This is a genomic window from Herbaspirillum sp. GW822-FHT03A08 (assembly GCF_058801885.1).
The window spans coordinates 528657-545160 of the sequence record NZ_JBXANR010000004.1 but is presented as its reverse complement, the minus strand read 5'-3'; the positions used below and the strand labels follow the sequence as shown (position 1 = coordinate 545160).

At 59.9% G+C, this 16504-nt stretch carries 17 protein-coding genes; 8 read left to right on the top strand and 9 right to left on the bottom strand.

What is annotated here, in order from left to right; translation table 11 throughout:
- Window positions 1-15 precede the first annotated feature (15 nt).
- The 9 genes from AC1RN6_RS15685 to AC1RN6_RS15645 all read right to left on the bottom strand — a co-directional run bounded on the left by AC1RN6_RS15685 (window position 16) and on the right by AC1RN6_RS15645 (window position 7772).
- A complete protein-coding gene (locus tag AC1RN6_RS15685; protein ID WP_493006367.1) occupies window positions 16-570 on the bottom strand; it encodes a peroxiredoxin in 555 nt (184 codons plus the stop codon).
- A 101-nt stretch (window positions 571-671) separates the two neighbouring features.
- Entirely contained in the window at window positions 672-1607 is a 936-nt protein-coding gene (locus AC1RN6_RS15680; protein WP_493006366.1) for a carbohydrate kinase family protein, read from the bottom strand.
- A gap of 123 nt (window positions 1608-1730) precedes the next feature.
- Entirely contained in the window at window positions 1731-2921 is a 1191-nt protein-coding gene (locus tag AC1RN6_RS15675) for a DUF3426 domain-containing protein (protein ID WP_493006365.1), read from the bottom strand.
- A gap of 88 nt (window positions 2922-3009) precedes the next feature.
- Window positions 3010-3924: a 50S ribosomal protein L11 methyltransferase gene (gene prmA, locus AC1RN6_RS15670; protein WP_493006364.1), complete on the bottom strand. Its 915-nt coding sequence runs from the start codon at window positions 3922-3924 to the stop codon at window positions 3010-3012.
- Between the two features lie 27 nt (window positions 3925-3951).
- Complete coding sequence (gene accC / locus AC1RN6_RS15665; protein WP_493006363.1) at window positions 3952-5331, bottom strand: acetyl-CoA carboxylase biotin carboxylase subunit; 1380 nt, start codon at window positions 5329-5331, stop codon at window positions 3952-3954.
- A 167-nt stretch (window positions 5332-5498) separates the two neighbouring features.
- Window positions 5499-5966 carry an acetyl-CoA carboxylase biotin carboxyl carrier protein gene (accB, locus tag AC1RN6_RS15660; protein WP_493006362.1) on the bottom strand — a complete coding sequence of 156 codons (468 nt, stop codon included), beginning with the start codon at window positions 5964-5966 and terminating at the stop codon, window positions 5499-5501.
- A gap of 142 nt (window positions 5967-6108) precedes the next feature.
- Entirely contained in the window at window positions 6109-6546 is a 438-nt protein-coding gene (aroQ, locus tag AC1RN6_RS15655; RefSeq protein ID WP_493006361.1) for a type II 3-dehydroquinate dehydratase, read from the bottom strand.
- A 75-nt stretch (window positions 6547-6621) separates the two neighbouring features.
- A complete protein-coding gene (locus AC1RN6_RS15650) occupies window positions 6622-7155 on the bottom strand; it encodes a TlpA family protein disulfide reductase (RefSeq protein WP_083444764.1) in 534 nt (177 codons plus the stop codon).
- Complete coding sequence (locus AC1RN6_RS15645) at window positions 7155-7772, bottom strand: hypothetical protein (protein WP_493006359.1); 618 nt, start codon at window positions 7770-7772, stop codon at window positions 7155-7157. The genes AC1RN6_RS15650 and AC1RN6_RS15645 overlap by 1 nt, the downstream gene beginning before the upstream one ends.
- An 88-nt stretch (window positions 7773-7860) precedes the next feature.
- On the opposite strand from AC1RN6_RS15645, the gene mpl reads away from it, so the two are divergent.
- From mpl to corA, 8 genes are all read left to right on the top strand, one after another.
- Window positions 7861-9252 carry a UDP-N-acetylmuramate:L-alanyl-gamma-D-glutamyl-meso-diaminopimelate ligase gene (gene mpl, locus AC1RN6_RS15640; RefSeq protein WP_493006357.1) on the top strand — a complete coding sequence of 464 codons (1392 nt, stop codon included), beginning with the start codon at window positions 7861-7863 and terminating at the stop codon, window positions 9250-9252.
- Window positions 9249-9890: a YqiA/YcfP family alpha/beta fold hydrolase gene (locus AC1RN6_RS15635; RefSeq protein WP_493006356.1), complete on the top strand. Its 642-nt coding sequence runs from the start codon at window positions 9249-9251 to the stop codon at window positions 9888-9890. The genes mpl and AC1RN6_RS15635 overlap by 4 nt, the downstream gene beginning before the upstream one ends.
- Window positions 9890-10462 (top strand): chorismate--pyruvate lyase family protein, encoded by a 573-nt coding sequence (locus AC1RN6_RS15630; protein WP_493006355.1) that lies wholly within the window; start codon window positions 9890-9892, stop codon window positions 10460-10462. Before AC1RN6_RS15635 ends, AC1RN6_RS15630 begins: the two co-directional genes overlap by 1 nt.
- 10 nt (window positions 10463-10472) lie before the next feature.
- Window positions 10473-12557: a ribonuclease catalytic domain-containing protein gene (locus AC1RN6_RS15625; RefSeq protein WP_493006354.1), complete on the top strand. Its 2085-nt coding sequence runs from the start codon at window positions 10473-10475 to the stop codon at window positions 12555-12557.
- 46 nt (window positions 12558-12603) lie between these two features.
- Window positions 12604-13491, top strand: coding sequence for a TonB C-terminal domain-containing protein (locus tag AC1RN6_RS15620; protein ID WP_493006353.1), 888 nt, complete (start codon window positions 12604-12606; stop codon window positions 13489-13491).
- 239 nt (window positions 13492-13730) lie between these two features.
- Complete coding sequence (aroE, locus tag AC1RN6_RS15615; RefSeq protein ID WP_493006352.1) at window positions 13731-14549, top strand: shikimate dehydrogenase; 819 nt, start codon at window positions 13731-13733, stop codon at window positions 14547-14549.
- 63 nt (window positions 14550-14612) lie between these two features.
- Entirely contained in the window at window positions 14613-15368 is a 756-nt protein-coding gene (mtgA, locus tag AC1RN6_RS15610) for a monofunctional biosynthetic peptidoglycan transglycosylase (protein ID WP_493006351.1), read from the top strand.
- A gap of 149 nt (window positions 15369-15517) precedes the next feature.
- Window positions 15518-16483 carry a magnesium/cobalt transporter CorA gene (gene corA / locus AC1RN6_RS15605; protein ID WP_493006350.1) on the top strand — a complete coding sequence of 322 codons (966 nt, stop codon included), beginning with the start codon at window positions 15518-15520 and terminating at the stop codon, window positions 16481-16483.
- Window positions 16484-16504 lie beyond the last annotated feature (21 nt).

Here is a 16504-nt window from a genome sequence, read left to right as displayed (position 1 = left end):
GGATTCCTGTCTCGCCTATTTCTTCTTTGCGCTCCACTGCTGCAACGCTTGCAGCGTGTTCTCGACATGCTTGTCGGGACTCGGGCTGCTGTATTCGTAGATGATGCTCTTGTCCGGGGCGATCACATAAGACGTACGGCTGGCGTAGTCGGATTTGCTCTGCATCACGGCGTCGTAAGACTTCATGATCTTCTGATCGGTGTCGGCGGCGACTGCAAATTTGCTGCGGCATTCACTGACGGAAAACTTGTTGAGGGTTTCTATCTTGTCATTCGACACGCCGATGACGGTGGCGCCGAGCGCCTTGTAGCGATCGATGGCTTCGGCAAACAAATGGGCTTCAATCGTGCAGCCGGTTGTGAAGGCGGCGGGGTAGAAGTACAGCACCACCGGACCTTTCTTGAGCGCGTCGGCCAGCCAGAACGTCGACACCTGACCACCGAGTGAGGCCTGGGTGGAGAAGTCGGGGGCCTTGTCGCCGGGTTTGAGCGCTGCAGATGCGGGTGGGCTGAGTGATAGCAAGCACAGCGAGCACAGTGACAATAACAAGGCAGAGGCAAGACGTTTCATGACTATTCCTTTCAATGTGCTGCTGTCTTTGGCGTGACGGAGTGGTGTGCTGCCGGCGCGTTAAACGCCACCGGCAGGCGCCAACCGGTCGTTACCACCTATCAGGCGAAACGATAGCCGAAGGCCTTGTGGAAACGGTCGTCGATTTCAGCCAGTGTGGGTGCGTGGTTTTGCGGACCTTGCGATGCGATCTTGATCGAACCCATCAGGCTGGACAGACGGCCTGTGGTGGCCCAGTCCATGCCTTTGGTCAGGCCGAACAGCATGCCCGCGCGGAACGCGTCGCCGCAGCCGGTCGGATCGGCGATGGCGTCAGCCTGCACGCAAGGAATGTCGATCTTCTGGCCATCGGTGAAGATTTCCGCACCCAGCTCGCCGCGCGTGACGATCAGCGCCGAGACTTGCTTTGCGATGTCTTCCAGGCTCAGGCCGGTGCGGGCGGTCAGCAATTCTGCTTCGTAGTCGTTTACGGCGACATAGGTTGCCAGGTCGATGAAATGTTTCAGATCATCGCCGCTGAACATCGGCATGCCCTGGCCCGGATCGAAAATCAGCGGGATGCCTTCTGCGGCACTGTGCTCTGCATGCTGCAGCATGCCGTCGCGGCCGTCGGGCGCCACGATGGAGAGCTTGACCGGACCGGCGTCGGCGACTTTGTTCTCATGCGAGTAGCTCATCGCACCCGGATGGAAAGCGGTGATCTGATTGCCGCCGGCATCGGTGGTGATGAAGCATTGTGCAGTGAACGAGTTATCGATCACACGGATGCTCCTGGTGGAGATGCCGAGGTTCTTGAAGCGCTCCAGGTACGGCGCGCTGTCCTGGCCGACGGTTGCCATGACGACCGGTTCACCGCCGAGCAGTTTCAGGTTGTAAGCGATGTTGCCGGCGCAGCCGCCGAATTCGCGACGCATCGACGGCACCAGGAAGGACACGTTGATCTTGTGCAATTGATCGGCCAGCAGCGCGTCGGCGAAGCGGCCGTCGTATTGCATGATGTTGTCGTAAGCAAGCGAGCCGCAGATAAGTGAACTCATGGCGAATGTCTGAGAAAGTTGAAGAATGCTGCATTGTAGAAGAATCCCGCCGGTTCTGCGGATTTTCATGTCTGAAGCGGCTGGAGGTTTTTAGCGGCAGTCTGGAAAGAACTCGCTGACAGCTCAGGGATAAAACAGATAGATGCGATAGCCGGATGCGGCCGGTTGCGCCAGTTCAAACGTCAGTTTGACCTGCTGTTCGCCTTCGCCGGCCAGACCGTCGTCGATCATTGGCGCTGAACCGAGATATTCGCGCGGTGTAAATACACGCCGGGTGATGGCTTTCTCATCGCCATCGTTGAGTGTCAGTTCCATATACGGCCAGGCTTGCGCGCTGTAGCCGCGGTTACGCAGCAACACTGTCAGGGTATAGATGTTCTGGTTGGGCGGCACCAGTTGCAGTTCGCTGGACTCCAGGGACAACTGGTCGATATTGGTCGGCAATCCAAGGGAGCAATGCAGTGCGGCGCAGACCGAAGACAGCAGCGGCCGCGTCGCCGGCAGCCAGGCGGCGACGGTGTTTCGCCATACATAGGTGGCTTGCAGCAGCAGGGCGATGCTCAGCAATACTGCGCCGACGCTCATGACGATGCGGCTGACGCGGCGCAGTCGTTCGCGGCGTTCGGCTTTCTGGACGAAGGCAGGCGCGTCGGCGTCGTCTTCTTCGTATTCCTCTTCGTCTTCTTCCTCGCGCTCAGCTTCGCTTGATTCCGACGATTCTTTCGTCTCGGCGGCGGGGGCTGCGTCTGCCTGGCGTGAGGAGGAGGTCTGGGGAACCGGATAAGACAATTCCTGCGTCAAGGTATTGATCGCTGCATGCTCAGTCTGGTCCAGCGATGCGGCAGCCGCCGATGTTTCTGCGGGCCTGGTCGGGGCGCCCGGCAGTGGGAAAGAGGATGAGGCGGCGGCTTTTTCCGGTGCAGGCGAATCGGGTTGCGGGGACGGACTGTCCGACTGCGTTCCCCACGGCGCATCGTTGGTTTCTGCTGCGATGCTGGCGAACGCTGCAGACAAATCTACCGGCGGGCGAGGCGGGACTGGAGGAGTTAGAGGAGTTGGCGCAGCAGCAGGCGCCGTATTCGTATTTCCCGGCAACGTCGGCCATGCCGTCGGTGCGGTGCGATTTTCCGTGGGTGTGGAGGTGGCAGGCGTGGCGACGAGTTGCTGGGCAATGTCAGGCGACACCAGATGTTCGTTACCGTTGAAAACTTCCTTGCAGCTGCCGCAGCGGACCAGGCCGCCGCGCAGTTTGAGCTGGTCTTGAGCGACGCGGAATGTCGTCTGGCAGAAGGGACATTGGGTCGCCAACGCCATCAGCGTACCTCGCGCGGCTCAACGCAATGCGGGAGTCGGGCAAGTCCCGCGTTGCTGACATGGCGAAGAACGATCCGGCGCGGCATGCTTACTCCGTCGGCGCCTGGCCGGCCAGCGCGACCCAGCCTTCATGCTCGGCCCAGACGCTCAGCGTGATGTATGGCGCGTAAGCGGCAATGACTTCATCCGCCTGGCGATCCAGCACGCCCGACAGTACCAGCGAACCGCCCGGCGCGACACGGCCGGCGAGCATCGGTGCCATCAATTGCAAGGGGCCTGCCAGAATATTGGCGACCACGATGGCGAAGGTTTGGTTTTCCGGATATGTACGGACAAAAGCTTCCGGCAGGTGGTATTCGATCTCGCAAGTATTGCGCTCGCTGTTGAAGCGAGCCGATTCCAGCGCCTGCGGGTCGATGTCGACACCGATGACGTGCTGTGCGCCAAGCTTCTTGGCGACCAGTGCCAGAATGCCGGAGCCGCAGCCGTAGTCGAGCACGGTCGAAGCATTGGCGGCATGTTCTTCCAGCCATTCCATGCACAGGCGCGTGGTCGGATGGCTACCGGTGCCGAACGCCAGACCGGGATCCAGCTCCAGCACCAGCGCGTCAGGTTCCGGTGCGTCGTGCCAGCTCGGCACGACCCAGATGCGTTTGCCGATGTGGATAGGATCGAATTGCGATTGCGTCAGACGCACCCAGTCCTGCTCCTCCACCGAACGCAAGGCGAACGGCAGGGCGTAGTCCAGACCGATCGCTTTGGCGGCATCGGTGACGATGGTGGCGTGGTCGGCGTCGACGTCGGCCAATGCCACCACGCGGCTGCGTTCCCACGCCGCCTCGGCAGGCTCCATGCCGGGCTCGCCAAACAACGGCTGCTCGGCGGTGGTGCCTTCGTCGGCGTCTTCCACCGACACCGACAAGGCGCCGGCTTCCATCAGAGCGTCGGACAATGCCTCAGCCTGATCGCGCGTGACTTGAATAACAATTTCGGTCCAGCCCATCGGTTTCTTTGCCTTTACTTCTTCAACTTACTTCTTTGCCGGTTTTTCTGCCGATGGCGCGGTTGGGCGCTCCGCCAGTTTGTGCTCGAGATAATGGATGTTGGTGCCGCCTTCGATGAAGCGGGCGTCCACCATCAGTTCACGATGCAGCGGGATGTTGGTCGAAATGCCTTCGACCACCATTTCCGACAGCGCGATCTGCATGCGGCGGATGGCCTGCTCGCGGGTCGAACCGTAGGAGATCACCTTGCCCACCATCGAATCGTAGTTCGGCGGGACGAAGTAACCGGCGTAAGCGTGCGAATCGACGCGAATACCGGGACCGCCCGGCACATGCCATGCCGTCAGGCGGCCTGGCGACGGGGTGAACTTGAACGGATCTTCCGCATTGATGCGGCACTCGATCGCGTGGCCCTTCAGTTCGATATCGCGCTGGCGATAGCGCAGCTTCTCGCCGAAGGCGATGCGGATCTGTTCCTGCACGATGTCGACGCCGGTGATCATTTCTGTGACCGGATGTTCGACCTGCACGCGGGTGTTCATTTCGATGAAGTAGAACTCTTCGTTTTCGTACAGGAATTCGAAGGTGCCGGCGCCGCGGTAGTTCATCTTGCGGCAGGCTTCGGCGCAACGCTCACCGATTTTTTCGATGATCTTGCGTGGGATGCCCGGTGCCGGAGCTTCCTCGATGACCTTCTGGTGGCGGCGCTGCATGGAGCAATCGCGCTCGCCCAGCCAGATGGCTTGCTTGTGTTCGTCGGCGAGGATCTGGATTTCCACGTGGCGCGGATTTTCCAGGTACTTTTCCATATAGACTTCCGGATTGCCGAAGGCTGCGCCGGCTTCCGTCTTGGTCATGGTCACGGCGTTGATCAGCGCTGCTTCGGTATGCACCACGCGCATGCCGCGGCCACCGCCGCCGCCTGCTGCCTTGATGATGACCGGGTAGCCGATCTTGCGTGCGATCTGCACGATTTCCTTCGGATTGTCCGGCAAGGCGCCTTCCGAACCAGGCACGCACGGCACGCCGGCGCGGATCATGGCCTGCTTGGCCGAGACCTTGTCGCCCATCATGCGGATGTTTTCAGGACGCGGGCCGATGAAGACGAAGCCGGATTTCTCAACGCGTTCTGCGAAGTCGGCGTTTTCGGACAGGAAGCCGTAGCCCGGGTGGATCGCTTGCGCGTCGGTGACTTCGGCCGCGCTGATGATCGCCGGCATGTTCAGGTAGCTGAGCGCGGAAGGAGCGGGTCCGATACAGACCGATTCATCCGCCAGCTTGACGTATTTCGCCTCGCGGTCCGCCTCGGAGTGCACGACCACGGTCTTGATACCCATTTCACGGCATGCGCGCTGGATACGGAGAGCGATTTCGCCACGATTGGCGATAAGGATTTTTTCAAACATAAGAGGAAATGTGCGTCGCCAAGAGTCAAGCGTTTACATACAGGTAACCAGATCCGCCATGGATGGAGCACATGGAAAAGATTCCAGTGCGGGCCTGCAGTTGAGCGCCATCAAGTATTGCCGGGCTCAGTGAAACTACAGGCCATCCATCCGCATTCTGGCAGGATTTAGCCGATTACGAACAGAGGTTGACCGAATTCGACCGGTTGGCCGTTTTCAACCAGGATTTGCTTGATCACGCCGGCTTTGTCGGCGTCGATTTCGTTCAACAGCTTCATTGCTTCAATGATGCAGATGGTGTCGCCTTCCTTGACTTCCTTGCCGACTTCGACGAATGCCGGAGCGCCCGGAGCGGAGGAGCGGTAGAAGGTGCCGACCATCGGCGATTTGACGATATGGCCTTCCGGTGCAGCCGGAGCGGCAGGTGCAGCAACCGGCGCCGCTACTGGCGCAGGTGCGCCGGCGTGCACAGTTTGCGGGTAGGCAGCTTGCGGCTGCATCATCACGACCTGATTTTGCGGCGTCGCCGACGATTTGACGATGCGAACCTTGCTTTCGCCTTCGGTGACTTCCAGTTCCTCGATATCCGATTCAGCGACCAGATCGATCAAGGTTTTGAGTTTCCGTAAATCCATGTGAATTCCTCAGTAGTAATAATAGATATAACAAAACAGCTATAACAAGTTAAACAGGCCGGCATCGTCTCATGTTCAACGCCTGGCGCTGAATTTCTGAATGCCACGCGGCGATGCCGGCCGGAAAATCGGGGTAGTGTCCTTATGGCTGCTGGAGCAGGTAATCAATTGCCAGACGGTAGCCGTCGACGCCGAAGCCGCACAGCACGGCCTTGGCAATACCGGACAGGTATGAAAAATGGCGAAACTCTTCGCGCTGATGAATATTGGAAATATGCACTTCCACAAACGGAATCGCCACGCCGGCCAGCGCATCGCGCAATGCGACGCTGGTGTGGGTCAGACCTGCCGGGTTGATCACGATGGCGTCGACACCTTCTTTTTTGGCGGCATGAATGCGGTCGATGAGTGCGCCTTCATGGTTGCTTTGGAAAGCGTGGAGAGCCGCACCGGCTTTGCTGGCCTGCAAAGCCGCGCGCTGCTCGATGTCTGCCAGGGTGGTGGATCCGTAGACTTCAGGCTCCCGGGTACCCAGCAAATTCAGGTTGGGTCCATTGAGGAGGAGAAGGTTTATTGCCATGGAGATAAAGCTCCGTTTGACGACGATGCGCGCATTTTGCCGTCAAATGCCTTCATTTGGCAAGAAAAACTTTAATTACATGTTTTTGAGGGAGGCCAGGTCGCGGCGCAGCTCGTCAAAATTCAGGCGCCCAAGATAGACCTTTTTGAGGTTTCCGTCCAGTCCCACCAGAACGGTGAAGGGGAGGCCGCCAGCCTGATTGCCGAATTGCCGCAGCAAATCGGTGGCGCCGGTCCCGGCAACGTAGAGAGGATAATAGATATGGAATTTTTCTGCAAACTGGGCGATGTTCTCCTGGGAATCGACGCCGATGCCGATAATTTGCACCGGTGCGACTTCTGCCTGCAATGCGGCCAGCTCGGGCATTTCTTCCACGCAAGGCGCACACCAGGTGGCCCAGAAGTTGATGATGACCGGCTTGCCTTTCCATTGCGACAAGGCCTGCGGTTTGCCGGCAACGTCTGGCATGGTCTGCGCGAACAGATTGGCGACGGCTTTCGCCTCAGGCGTCTGCGGTACTGGCTGGTTTTGTTTATGGCTGGTGTACATGCCGACGCCGGCGGCAATGGCGGCAACCAGGATAAACAGCAATATGTTTCGCGTCTTCATCAGCTTTCTTCCATGATCAGGCGGCGTACCGCATCGATATCAGCACGTTCGGCGCGTTTGCCGGGCGCGGTCTTGATGCCGCCGCGCAAGTCGTCGACATCATACACCGCCAGATGCACGCCTTCCGGCGCGGCGCCCCGTTGCGGCAGCAGATAGCTCAACGTTTCCACGGGTTCGTGCCGGCCTTTGAAATGCGTACTTTCGCTGACGTCGAAGTTGACGTTCTTGTTCAAAAGATAAATTTCGACATCCTTTGCGCTCGATGTAAATAATTGCAAATGGATATCGGAGTGTTCACCGGCAGTGCCGTTGAGCACCGCTCCGGTCAGATAAGGATTGAAGCGCGCGAGTTCCTCCATCAATTGCACCGCCAGTTGGCGCAAATGCAATAAACGGGCTGGCTGGGTCTCGCCGAAGAACAGTTCGTTATACAGGCGGACTTCTTCTTCGATCTGCGCGTTATCGGGCAGGACGTCGCCGCGGGTCTTGTTGTCGCCCAGAATCTGGCGCGCCGCCTTGCGCTTGGCGGTGGCGTAGTCGGCGCCGTCCTCGGCAATCATGCGGGCTGCCGCGGCGGCGATTTCTGAGCGTAAGAGTTCGATGTCGGTCTGATGCATGGCCGCAATAATACTCTGAGCTTGTAGTTATCGCCCGACGAGGCCCTCCGCTCAGGTAAAATCTCGGGATTCCTTATCAAGATTCACTATGCATATTCATATCCTCGGCATTTGCGGCACCTTCATGGGCGGCCTGGCGGTACTGGCGAAAGAAGCCGGTCACAAGGTCACCGGATGCGACGCCAATGTCTACCCGCCCATGAGCACGCAGCTGGAAGCTCAGGGTATCGAGTTGATCCAGGGTTTTGATCCCGAGCAAGTCAAGTTGCAACCCGATCTGTTCGTCATCGGCAACGTGGTGTCGCGCGGCAATCCGCTGATGGAAGAAATCCTCAACCGCGGTCTGCCTTACGTGTCGGGGCCGGAATGGATGGGCAATCACATCCTGCAGGACAAATGGGTGCTGGCGGTGGCCGGTACGCACGGCAAGACCACCACTTCCGCCATGCTGGCCTGGATCCTGGAAGACTGCGGCTACGCGCCGGGCTTTCTGATCGGCGGCGTGCCGATGAACTTCGGCATTTCGGCGCGCTTGTCAGGTGAAAAAAATGGCAAAAAAGAAGACTCGATCTTCTTCGTCATCGAAGCCGATGAGTACGACACCGCCTTCTTCGACAAGCGCAGCAAGTTCGTGCACTACCACGCCAAGACCGCGATCCTGAACAATCTCGAATACGATCACGCCGACATCTTCCCGGATCTGGCGGCCATCGAGACGCAATTCCACCACTTGGTGCGTACCGTGCCCGGCATCGGCCGCCTTGTCGTCAACGGCCGCGAGCCGGCGCTGGAGCGCGTGATTGCGCGCGGATGCTGGAGCGAACACGAGAATTTCGGCGTCGATGCCGGAGAGAAAGGCTGGTCGCTCCAGACCCATGACGACGGCAGTTTCGACATCGCCTTCAACGGCGAACAGCAAGGCACCGTGCGCTGGTCGCTGACCGGCGAGCACAACCGCATGAACGCGTTGGCAGCGATTGCCGCCGCGCGTCACGTCGGCGTGCCGGCAGCGCAGGCGATCGCCGCGCTGGAAAAGTTCGAAAACGTCAAGCGCCGCATGGAGCTGCGCGGCACCGTCAACAACATCGCCGTCTACGACGACTTCGCCCATCATCCGACCGCGATCACCACCACGGTGGCCGGTCTGCGCAAGAAGATCGGTGCGGCGCGCATCCTGGCCGTGCTGGAGCCGCGTTCCAACACGATGAAGCTGGGCACCATGAAAGACGCCTTGCCCGCCAGCCTGACCGAAGCCGATCTGGTGTTCGGTTACGGCGCCAAGGGCAGCGGCAAGGAAGCATTGGGTTGGGATCTGGCGCAAGCGTTGTCGCCGCTGGGCGACAAGGCGCAGGCCTTTGACGATCTTGGTGCACTGGTGCAGGCGATCAGGCAGGCCGCGCGCCCGGGCGACCACGTGCTGGTCATGAGCAACGGCGGCTTCGGCGGTATCCATCAGAAATTGCTGGACGCGCTGGCATGATTTTGTATCTGCACGGTTTCCGTTCGTCGCCGCAATCGTTCAAGGCGCGCCACATGGCCGAACGTCTGCAGGCGTTGGGACGCTTGCCGGAGTACTACTGCCCGCAACTGCCGGCCTCGCCGGCTGCCGCAATCAAGCTGGCGCTGGCTTATGTTGAACAATTCGCGCAGCAATTTCCGGCTGAGCAGTTGACCGAACAACTGACGGTGGTCGGTTCGTCGCTGGGCGGTTTTTATGCGACCTGGCTGGCCGAGCAGTTGGGTTGCCGCGCCGTCCTGCTCAATCCGGCCGTCAAGCCGCCGCGCGATCTGGAGTCCTACGTCGGCGTCACCACGCAATACCATTCCGACGAACCCTTCGAATTCAAGCACGCCTACATCGACGAGTTGCGCGCCCTGGCCGTGGACAAGATTACCCGTCCGGAACGCTATTTCCTGATCGCCGCCACCGGCGACGAAGTACTGGACTGGCGTGAGATGACGGCGCATTATCCCGGCGCCAGGCAAATCGTGATCCAGGGCAGCGACCATGGCATCAGCGAATTCGCCGATTATGCCGACGATGTGCTGGCGTTTTGCGGCATCGCCCCACTGAATGCGCCGAATGCCTTGCAAGCCGGCGGCGAGGCGCTAAGCTGATGATGAAGATGTCTCACGCGCATTGGTTCGACCATGCGAATGCGCTGCAGCCGGCGCCGTTGCTGCGCTCCTGGCTGACGGATCCCGGTTCGATGACTTTCAAGCTGCGTGCTCGCTGCAATGAGTTGCGGGTGTTGCGCATGCAGCAGCGCCCCGGCAATGCGCAACCGGATGAAGCCGGATTCCTCGGCCTGGCGACGCCGCGCCAGCCTGTCGAAGAGCGCGACGTGATTTTGTACTGCGACGGCGAGCCGGTTATTTTCGGTCATACCGTGACGCCACTGGCATCGGCGTCGGCTTGGCCGTTTTTCCGCCGCCTGGGTGTGCGGCCGTTGGGCGCGAGCTTGTTTTCCGATCCGCTGGTCACGCGCGCGCCGCTGCAATATGCGCGTCTGCATGCCAATCACCCACTGGTCCGCCGCATCGGCAGGGTGGTTGATCTCCATTCCCGGTCGCCCTCGCAGTTGCCACTGTATGCGCGCCGTTCACTGTTTCGTCGTCATGGCAGCCTCATGCTGGTGACCGATGTTTTTTTACCCGCCCTCAGCAAGCTGATGGCATTGAATATGTAAGCAACAATCGATGAATTTATTTTTTGAAGAATCCGGTGATTTCAAGGCTGGCGCCGTGCTGTCGCAGCAAGGCGAGGCCTATCAGGTCGAAATGGCATCGGGCAAGCGCAGCAAGGTCAAGTCCAAGGACGTGATGCTGCAGTTCGCCTCGCCCAGCCCGGCCAAGTTGCTGGAAGACGCCCAAGCCGTCGCGCAGGACATCGACCTCGACTTCCTGTGGGAAGTCGCGGGTGAAGAAGAGTTCGGCTTTGCCGAGCTGGGCGCCGAATATTTCGGCCATGCGCCGCTGCCGCATGAGGCCGCAGGTTTGCTGGTGCGCCTGCATTCGGCGCCGATCTATTTTTACCGCAAGGGCAAGGGCCGTTACAAGGCGGCGCCGGTCGCTTCGTTGCAGGCCGCGCTGGCCGGCGTGGAAAAGAAGAAGCAGCAAGCGCTGGTGCAGGCGCAATACGTTGAAGAGCTGAAGGCCGGCAAATTGCCCGAGTCGTTCAAGACTATGGCGTTGCAATTGCTGTTCCGTCCCGACAAGAACGGTATCGAATTCAAGGCGCTCGACACCGCCTGCAGGGAATTGCAAACCACGCCGCAGCGTCTGATGCTGTCGACCGGCGGTCTGGCCTCGCCCAAGGATCTGCATTACGCCAAATTCCTGTTCGAATTCTTCCCCAAGGGCAGCGGCTTCCCTGAGGTGACGATTCCTGCGGTGCCCGCTGATCTGCCGCTGGCGGACGTGCAGGCCTTCTCCATCGATGACGTCACCACGACCGAAATTGACGATGCCCTGTCGGTCGTCAGACTGGCGGACGGCAAGGTGCGCGTCGGTATCCACATCGCCGCACCCGGTCTGGGCATCAAGCGCGACGACGCGCTCGACGCCATGGCGCGCCAACGGATGTCGACGGTGTACATGCCTGGTGAAAAGATCACCATGCTGCCCGATTCGCTGGTCGAAGCTTTTACGCTCGACGAAGGCAAGAACTGTCCCGCGCTGTCGCTGTACGCCACGCTCGATCCGGCGGACTGGAGCGTGATCTCCACCGAGACGCGCGCCGAGATCGTGCCGATTTCCGCCAACCTGCGCCACAACGATCTGGATGCGCTGGTCACCGAAGAAGCGCTGGCCGACAACAGCGGCGAGTATCCGCATAAGGACGACATCAGCCTGCTGTGGCAATGGGTGCAGGTGCTGGAGCAGGGCCGCATGGCCAAGCGCGAAAGCTTCGGCTTGCGTCCGGAACAGAACAACCGCGTCGATTTCAACTTCTACGTCGACAACGACGTGGTCACCATCACGCGCCGCAAGCGCGGTGCGCCGCTGGACAAGATCGTCGCCGAACTGATGATCTTCGCCAACAGCACCTGGGGCAAGTTCATGGCTGATCACGGCGTGCCGGGTATCTATCGCGCGCAAGGCGGCGGTGCCGGCGGCTGGGCCGCCAAGATGCAGGTGCGTATGGTTACGCACGCCGCGCCGCATCAGGGCCTGGGTGTCGATCAATATGCGTGGAGCACCTCGCCGCTGCGCCGCTATACCGACCTGGTCAATCAGTGGCAGATCCTGGCTTGCCTGGAGCACGGCGTCACCGCGCCGCTGGCGGCGCCGTTCAAGCCGCGCGACGCTGACCTGTTCGCCATCGTTTCTGCATTCGATTCGGCCTACTCCGGCTATGCCGACTTCCAGTCGGGCATGGAGCGGTACTGGTGCTTGCGCTGGTTGGCGCAGGAGCAAGCGCGTCAGGTCGACGCCGTGGTGCTCAAGGACGAAATCCTGCGTCTGGTCGATATTCCGCTGGTGATTCGTCTGCCTGGCATGCCGCAGGTCGCGCGCGGTTTGCAAGTCAAACTGGATTTGCTGCGCTGGGATGAAGTCGATCTGACCGTGGAAGCGCGTCTGCTGGAGATTCCGACCGCGCAGCAGCCTGCTGATGCCGAGCCGATGGATGAAGAAGACGAAGCCCTGCTGCAAGGCATGGAAGATGCAGCAGTAGAAGATGCCGAGGCAGCGGCCGAAGGGAAGAAAGAGTCGGCCGAAAACGCTGAAAACACCGGCAGTGGCGAGGCGGCCGGCGCCACCCCTGTCCCGGCTGCGGAATGACCCCGGCTTTGGCGTAAAATCGCGGTTTTCATGTATTGATGTGCCTGTGAAATCTTTTGCCGACAATCGCTTCCTGACCATTGCTCTGGCCGGCTCCGTCGTGATCCACGCGGTCCTGCTGGGTGTGCACTTCGCCGCGCCGGATGCGTTCAGGCTCAAGCCTGCCGACCCGGGGCTGGAAGTGATCCTGGTCAACGCCAAGCACGACAAGGCTCCGGTCAAGGCCGAGGCCATCGCGCAAGCCAATCTGGACGGCGGCGGCAATGCCAACGAAGGCCGCGCCAAGTCGCCGTTGCCGGACATGCGCAAAGTCGAGAACGGCGACAGCGTCAAAGCGGCGCAGCGCAAGGTGGCCGAGCTGGAAGCGCAGCAGCAGAAGATTTTGTCGCAGATGAACAAGACCACGCAGACCGTCGCCACGCCTGAGCGCGAGAAGCCGAAGGAAGTCACGCCGCAGATCAACGCCAAGGACTTGCTGGACACCGCCAAAGCAGTGGCGCGCATGGAAGCCGAGGTTGCAAAGAACATTGAGGAATACAATAAGCGGCCGAAGAAGACGCAGATCACCGCGCGCACCCGCGAGGCCGGCTACGCCTTGTATTACAAGGCCATGCAGGAAAAGATCGAACGGCTCGGCACGCTGAACTTCCCGCAGCGGGACGGCAAGAAGCTGTACGGCGAACTGGTGATCTATATCCCGGTTTTCCAGGACGGCACGATTTACGATAAGGAAGGCGGCGTGCGTATCGAGCGCGGTTCCGGCAACGCTGCGCTGGATAGTGCGGCGCTGGCGATCGTACGGCGCTCGGCGCCGTTCGGCCGCTTCCCGGACAACATGCGCACCACCAGTAAAGACGACATCTGGGAAATCATCACCCGTTTTCGTTTTACGCACGAAGAAACTTTGCAGACTGACATGAGCAGTTCGCACTGAGAGACTAGAACTCATTTCACAAATAAGCATGAGATGCGTTCTTCTCAGAAAGGGCACTGGCCGCGTTGTACGCCTTGCCAGTGCCCTTTCTGAGAAGAACCCGCAGGGAGCGGCCTGTTGGGCGAATTGCCGCGTTATGAATCGGGGTCCAGACTCGGCGTCTTGACCCCGATTCGCGCCTTGCACTTCATCCCAAACAGGGTAAGCTCGCACTCACGCTTATTTATGAAATGAGTTCTATGGATGCATACGTCGTTATAGGCAATCCGATTGCCCACAGCAAGTCGCCTGAGATCCATGCTCAGTTTGCTTCGCAGACTGCGCAGCAACTGAGCTACGAGCGTCTGCTGGCGCCGCTGCAAGGTTTCAAGGCAGCAGTCCAAGTGTTCATTGCCAACGGCGGCAAAGGCGCCAACGTCACTGTGCCTTTCAAGCTGGAAGCGCACGCACTGGCTGACCAACTTACGGATCGCGCGCGCCTGGCGGGCGCGGTCAATACACTCAGGTTTGACGGCGGAAGCATCCTCGGGGACAACACCGATGGCGCCGGACTTGTGGTGGATATTGTCCAGAATGCCGGCGTTGTGCTGGCCGGGAAGCGGGTCCTGCTGCTTGGCGCCGGCGGTGCCTCACGCGGCGCCTTGCTGCCCTTGCTTGAGCAAAAGCCTGCCGAGCTGGTACTGGCCAACCGTACCCACGCCAAAGCGCAGGAGTTGGTGGCGCAATTTGCCGAGTACGGCAATCTGGCCGCAGCAGAATATGCGCAGCTGACCGGCGCCTTCGATGTCGTGATCAACGCGACGTCTGCAAGTCTTGCAGCCGACGTGCCGCCGATTCCGGCGAGCGTGTTTTCACGGGCGACGCTGGCTTACGACATGATGTACGGCAAGCAGCCGACGGTGTTCATGGAGTTTGCCGCGCGCCACGGCGCGGTCGCGCGCGATGGCCTGGGCATGCTGGTGGAGCAGGCCGCCGAGGCATTCTTCTTATGGCGCGGCGTGCGGCCGGAAACGGCGGACGTATTTGCTTCCTTGCGGGCACAACTGAATCAAAACTGAAGCTGTAGTTCCAGGATTCCCCGGCACCGGGCGCTGTATCAATCGATAACAAACATCAGAAAAATGAAGCTCTTGCGCAAGCTGTTCCTGTGGCTGATCGTGTTGCCTCTCACGCTAGTGTTGCTGCTGCAACTGTATTTTTTCGTGCAGATCTGGTGGTGGGTCGACCACAATCCGGATTCGACCAGTTTCATGCGCCAGCAACTGTCCATCCTGCAGGAAAAAAATCCCAACGCGCAGCTGCAATTCCGTTGGGTGCCTTACAACCGCATCTCCAACAACCTCAAGCGCGCCATCATCGCGTCGGAAGACTCCAATTTCTCCGAACATGAAGGCGTGGATTGGGATGCGCTGCAAAAAGCCTACGAAAAGAATAACAAGAAAGGCAAGGTCGTTGCCGGCGGTTCCACCATTACTCAGCAACTGGCGAAGAATTTGTTTCTCTCCGGCGAGCGCAGCTATGTCCGCAAGGCGCAGGAATTCGTCATCACCTATATGCTGGAATTTCTGATGGATAAACAGCGCATCTTTGAGATTTACCTCAACGTGGTCGAGTGGGGCAACGGCGTGTTCGGCGCCGAGGCAGCTTCGCTGCACTACTACAACACCAGCGCCGCCAACCTGGGACCGAGCCAGGCGGCCAGGCTGGCGGTGATGTTGCCGCGTCCACGCTTCTACGACAAGAATCCCGGTTCCGCCTACCTTGCCAACCGCACCGGCCTGATCCTGCGGCGCATGGGCGCCGCCGAGTTGCCGCCCGTGAAACCGGTGGAAAAACCGCCCGCCAAGCCCGCTGCCAAGCCGTCTTCCCGAAAATAAACGAGACTGCCGGCCGCTGTGTTTGCGGCGCTTGCCTGGCGACAAGCTTGAACGTACACTTGCGTTCGTTTCGTGGGGCCGGAACCGGTTTGTTACCGCGCCGTTACAGCACCATCCGTCCAGTCGACTTGTCCTGACAGTGAGATCACATGATTAATGTTTTTGTTTTGCAGAATGGTCGACTGAACCAGGTCAATATCGACAGCCGCAGCGACCTCGAAAACATCGTGCCGGTCTGGGTCGACCTGACCGAGCCGACCGACGATGAGCGCGCCTGGGTCAAAAGCATCTACGGCGTGACCCTGCCGGACGAAGACGAATTCAGCGACATCGAAGCCTCCGCCCGTTATTTCGAAGCCGAAAACGGCGACCTGCATCTGCGTACCGATTTTCTGTTCGAAGGCGAAGACGACGCCTCGGCCACCATGACCGTGGCCTTTATCCTGGCGCGCAATATCCTGTTCTCAGTGCATGCCGAAGACCTGCCGGTATTTCGCCTGGTGCGCATGCGCGCGCGTTCACGCCCCGGCTCGATCGGCGACTACCGCGACGTCCTGCTCGACTTGTACGAAACCGATGCCGAATATTCGGCGGATGCGCTCGAAGGCATCTACCAGAAACTGGAAGCGGTCAGCCACAGCGTGCTCAAGAAAAGCCTCTCCGACCAGGCCGCGGCCGAGGTTCTCAATACCATCGCGCATGAGGAAGATCTGAACGGCCGCATTCGCCGCAACATGATGGATACGCGCCGCGCCGTGAGCTTCCTGATGCGCGGCCGCCTGCTGAGTTCGGAACAGTTCGAAGACGCGCGCCAGATCCTGCGCGACATCGAGTCACTGGACGGCCACACCGCCTTCCTGTTCGACAAGATCAACTTCCTGATGGACGCCACCGTCGGTTTCATCAACATCAACCAGAACAAGATCATCAAGATCTTCTCGGTGGCCTCGGTCGCCTTCCTGCCGCCGACACTGATCGCCAGTATTTACGGTATGAACTTTGAATGGATGCCCGAACTGCATTGGGGCGGCGGCTATCCGCTGGCGATCGTCATGATGGTTGGCTCGGCGATCGCGCCGTTCTGGTACTTCCGCCGGCGCGGCTGGCTGAACTGATCGCGCTCCCGCTCTCGCCGC